Origin of the sequence: Halomonas sp. 3D7M (assembly GCF_014897885.1) — a bacterium.
GTDB lineage: Bacteria > Pseudomonadota > Gammaproteobacteria > Pseudomonadales > Halomonadaceae > Vreelandella.
On the sequence record NZ_JABUZF010000264.1, the window covers coordinates 12,368 to 16,207 of the forward strand.

Annotated in this window: 6 protein-coding genes (1 of these 6 running past the window's edge); 2 read left to right on the forward strand and 4 right to left on the reverse strand. The window is 49.4% G+C overall.

Translation table 11 applies throughout. The features are described 5' to 3' along the window. A protein-coding gene (locus INT22_RS17140) for an alpha/beta fold hydrolase (RefSeq protein WP_193068634.1) crosses the window boundary here: on the forward strand, positions 1-45 show its final stretch. Its footprint begins 792 nt before the window's first position; 45 of the gene's 837 nt are visible here — the last part of the coding sequence; the start codon falls outside the window, past its left edge; it ends in the stop codon at positions 43-45. A 28-nt stretch (positions 46-73) separates the two neighbouring features. Further along, entirely contained in the window at positions 74-322 is a 249-nt protein-coding gene (locus tag INT22_RS17145; RefSeq protein ID WP_030069625.1) for a YkoF family thiamine/hydroxymethylpyrimidine-binding protein, read from the forward strand. Positions 323-373: 51 nt separating this feature from the next. Here INT22_RS17145 and INT22_RS17150 read toward each other — a convergent pair whose 3' ends face one another. From INT22_RS17150 to INT22_RS21355, 4 genes are all read right to left on the reverse strand, one after another. Beyond that, positions 374-1,678 carry a TRAP transporter large permease gene (locus tag INT22_RS17150; RefSeq protein ID WP_193068635.1) on the reverse strand — a complete coding sequence of 435 codons (1,305 nt, stop codon included), beginning with the start codon at positions 1,676-1,678 and terminating at the stop codon, positions 374-376. Positions 1,679-1,702: 24 nt separating this feature from the next. Next, positions 1,703-2,215 carry a TRAP transporter small permease gene (locus tag INT22_RS17155; RefSeq protein WP_193068636.1) on the reverse strand — a complete coding sequence of 171 codons (513 nt, stop codon included), beginning with the start codon at positions 2,213-2,215 and terminating at the stop codon, positions 1,703-1,705. Then, positions 2,212-3,231 (reverse strand): TRAP transporter substrate-binding protein, encoded by a 1,020-nt coding sequence (locus INT22_RS17160; protein ID WP_193068637.1) that lies wholly within the window; start codon positions 3,229-3,231, stop codon positions 2,212-2,214. Before INT22_RS17160 ends, INT22_RS17155 begins: the two co-directional genes overlap by 4 nt. 234 nt (positions 3,232-3,465) lie before the next feature. Then, on the reverse strand, positions 3,466-3,840 hold a 375-nt coding region (locus tag INT22_RS21355; RefSeq protein ID WP_226912851.1), incomplete at its 5' end, for an aminotransferase class III-fold pyridoxal phosphate-dependent enzyme.

A 3,840-nucleotide genomic window follows, 5' to 3' on the forward strand; every position in this document is an offset into this window, starting at 1 on the left:
GGCCATACTGGCGGCATGGCAGCGCTTTTCACAGGGAGCCAGTAAGCGCGCATAAAGCGTATAAGGAGGCAGGATGTATCTTTCCGTACAGCTAAGCTATTACCCGCTGGCCGATGATTTTAAGCCAGTGGTGAAAGACGTGGTAAAACGTTTGGAAGCGACAGGATTAGAAGTTCACCCTAATCGAATGAGTACCCAAGTGTTCGGAGAATTCGATGCGGTGATGGCCGCTTTAAGCGATGTCATGAAGTGGTCGTTCGAGACTCACGGCAAAGCGGTCTTTACGGCTAATTTCCTCGAAGGCGACCGACGTCCGCGTTAAAGCAACGCCGCCCGATTGGATCGGGCGGCATTTTTTAACAGCTACCTGCACTTAACCGGCCATGACGCTGGGCAACCATAGAGCTATTTGTGGCCAGATACTGACAAGCAGTGCAGCTACACACATGAGCAGGAAAAATGGTAGCGAAGCCCATGCCACGCGGCTGATACTTTCGCCTGTCAGGCTTTGCAGCACAAAGAGATTGAAACCGACGGGCGGCGTAATTTGTCCAAGCTCAATCATGATAATCAGGAAGATACCGAACCAGATGGGGTCAAATCCCGCTAGCAAGACAATCGGCAGCGTGATTGGCAGGCTCATCACGGTAATCGAAATGCCATCCAGGAACAGCCCCAGCACGATATAGAAAATGGCCAGGGCAAACAGCAGCACCATGGGGCTGAAGTCCTGCTCGGCAATCCATCCGGCCAACTCACGCGGCAGGTGTAGATACCCCATCGCCGTGGATAAAAGCGTGGCCGCGATGAGAAGGCTACAGACCATAATCGACGTTATTAGCGTTCCACGAAATGCATCAACAAACAGCCTGATGTTTAACTGTCTTTCAAACCCTAATAGCAGCAAAGTGGCGCCGACACCCACCGCTGCCGCCTCTGAAGGCGTTGCAATACCGCTATAGATTGATCCAATCACGATGGAGATCAGCACCAATATGGGCAGCAGCAATACAAAGGACTGCCAGATCGTCTGATCAGATATCACACTCTTCGGTGCTAATGATGGCGCCATCCATGATCTGAAGCCGATATAGCAGCTGTATAGAAAGGCTATCAACAGCCCGGGCACCACGCCCGCCATAAACAGCTGACTGATGGATACTTCGGCCTGAACACCATAGACGATCATCACAATCGATGGTGGTATCAATAGACCCAGGCTACCGGCACCCGCTAATGAGCCAATGGATAGGTTTCTGTCGTAGCCTCTCTGTTTCAGCTCTTGCGTGGTAATTTTACCAATCGTGGCCGTTGTCGCCGCACTTGAACCGCTCACCGCCGCAAACAGGGTGCAACCCAAAACATTGGTATGCAGAATTCCGCCAGGCAAGTGGCTGGTAATCGGCACCAAACCCTTAAACAGGCGCTCAGAGATATTGGAGCGAAATATCAATTCTCCCATGAGAATAAACAGGGGAATCGCAGATAACTCCCAGCTATTGCTAGCTCGGTATAAAATTCGCGATAAAATCAGGCCAATGCGGTCTGCACTGAAATCTCCAAACAGCCAGAGAGAGCCAATGGAAACTGCCAGCATGGCGGCAAAAATCCATGTCCCCATGGTCAGTAAGAAAAGCAGCAGAAACGCAACGCCGATAGCCGTCCAAAAAATGTCCATGAGTCACTTCCCATCAGTTAAATCTTATTCAGCTACAGGCAAGTACTGAGAGCGCAGCATCAGTATTTTCAAGGCTCTGACAAGAAGCGAAAAAGAGATCAGCCACATGCCAATCAGTATGGCGCCTTCAGGTATCCAGATAGGCGTTTCCGCGAGTGTTTCACTGACCACACCGCGGCTAAAGCTTCGCTGAACATTCTGAAACCAGAACGTAGATATCCATAAAAAGCAGCTGGCAGTTAATAGGCTACTGAAAAACTCAAGCGGCCACCGCCTATTTACCGGGATCCGCTCAAGTAACAGGGAGACTCTGATAAGCCCTCCTTTTTCAAGCACATAAGGAAGGCCCAGAAAAGACATGGTGGCGACTGCATAGCCAATATACTCATCCAGGATATAGGTGGAGTGGCCAAAAAATCTCAGTGCTATCTCCAGCAGAATATGCCCCAGCATGTAAACAATCAGCATGATAGCAATCACTGCACCGATCCTATTAAGCAGCATGGAGATACGCTCCATGCCTTTTAGCAAGATCATTGCTGGCCTCTGAACTCAGTCAAAATTGACTGACCCATATCACCGGTGTTTTCAAGCCAGTTCTCAACAACGCTGGTGGATGCTTCAGAGAGGGCATTCAGCAAATCAGCTGAGACGGGGTCACTGATAGCTACGTCATGCTCGCCAAGCGTCTGGTAGTTTTCTTCGGTACGGACCTCAACCGCCGCCCAGTTATGCTGGTCGGTCAGGTTGGCTGCTTCAAGAAGGGCTTGTTGCTGTTCAGCGCTCAATGAATCAAATACGGCCTTATTCATATGGACCATATTAAGCGGAATGGCATATTGAACCGCTGAAAAATGATCTTGATGTTCCCAGAAACTGCCGTTGGCGCCGGCTTCTGCCGAGGTTAATACCGCGCTGATGCCGCCGGTCGCCAACTGCGGCACCACATCGCCCCAGGACAGACTCACAGGGGAAGCTCCCACGTTGCGAAAGGTCTCCGTTCCATTGCGATCAAAGGTACGGATTTTCAAATTTTCAAGATCGCTCTGATTGGCTATTGCTGTTTTTGACCAGATACCGCTGGGTGGCCAGGGAGATGCATAGAGTAATATTTGATCATTATCTTCAAATACCTCTTCATAGTAGGGTTTAGCTATTTCATATAGGCGCCGTGCATCTTCGATGTCTTCTACAATAAACGGTAAGGAAGAGAGCAGAAAAATAGAATCGATCCCGCTCATGGTGCCCGATAATGTATCGGCTATATCAACGGCTCCATCGGCGACAGCATAAAAGTGGTCACCTGAGTTAAAACCTAATGCTCCCCCCGTATGCAGCGTAATACCTATATCGCCATCTGTTAGCTCTTTTACTTTATCAATAAAGTAAGCATCTCCCTGAGCATGTATTGACGTAGCGTTATATTCATTAGAAAAATCCATATTGATTGACTGTGCATAGGAGTAGCCGCTAACCAGCAACATACCTAACACCATGGACGCTTTACTGACCGGTTTAAAACTGCTGTTTTTCATAGTAGTTTTAGAAATCATGCAATCTTCCCCACTGTTTATTATTGAAGATATTTCTTAAACTACAGTCATTGACCAGCCAACTATTTCTAATAGCGACGAGAAGGGACTGAATAGCGACAGGGCGGTTGAAATCGGTCTGGGAGGGGGGGGCTTTGGCTTGTGCTGGTTCTTGCACTGGTTCTTGCACTACGTATACAAGAAATAGTCAAACGCCGCCCGATTGGGCGGCGTCTATGTTGGCGCTACTAACTGCTAAACCAGCGATTCCAAACAAGATTCGATAATATCCAGCCCTTCGTTGAGGACGCTGTCTTCAATCGTGACAGGCATCAAAAAGCGAATCGTATTGCCGTACATGCCGCAGGAGAGCAGGATCAACCCTTCCTCACGGGCTTTCTTACACAGCGCTGCGGCAAGTTCTGGATTGGGCGTGCGATCCGTTTTGTTCGAGACCAGCTCAAATGCCGCCATAGCGCCCATGTTGCGCACATGATCAATGCAGTCGAACTTGGTCTGCCACTCGCCAAAACGCGCTGCTAGCTTTTCACCCAGCGCTCGGCTTTTCTCAAGAATATTTTCCTCTTCGAAGACTTCCAACACGGCCAGTGCAGCGGCGCAGGCGGTAGG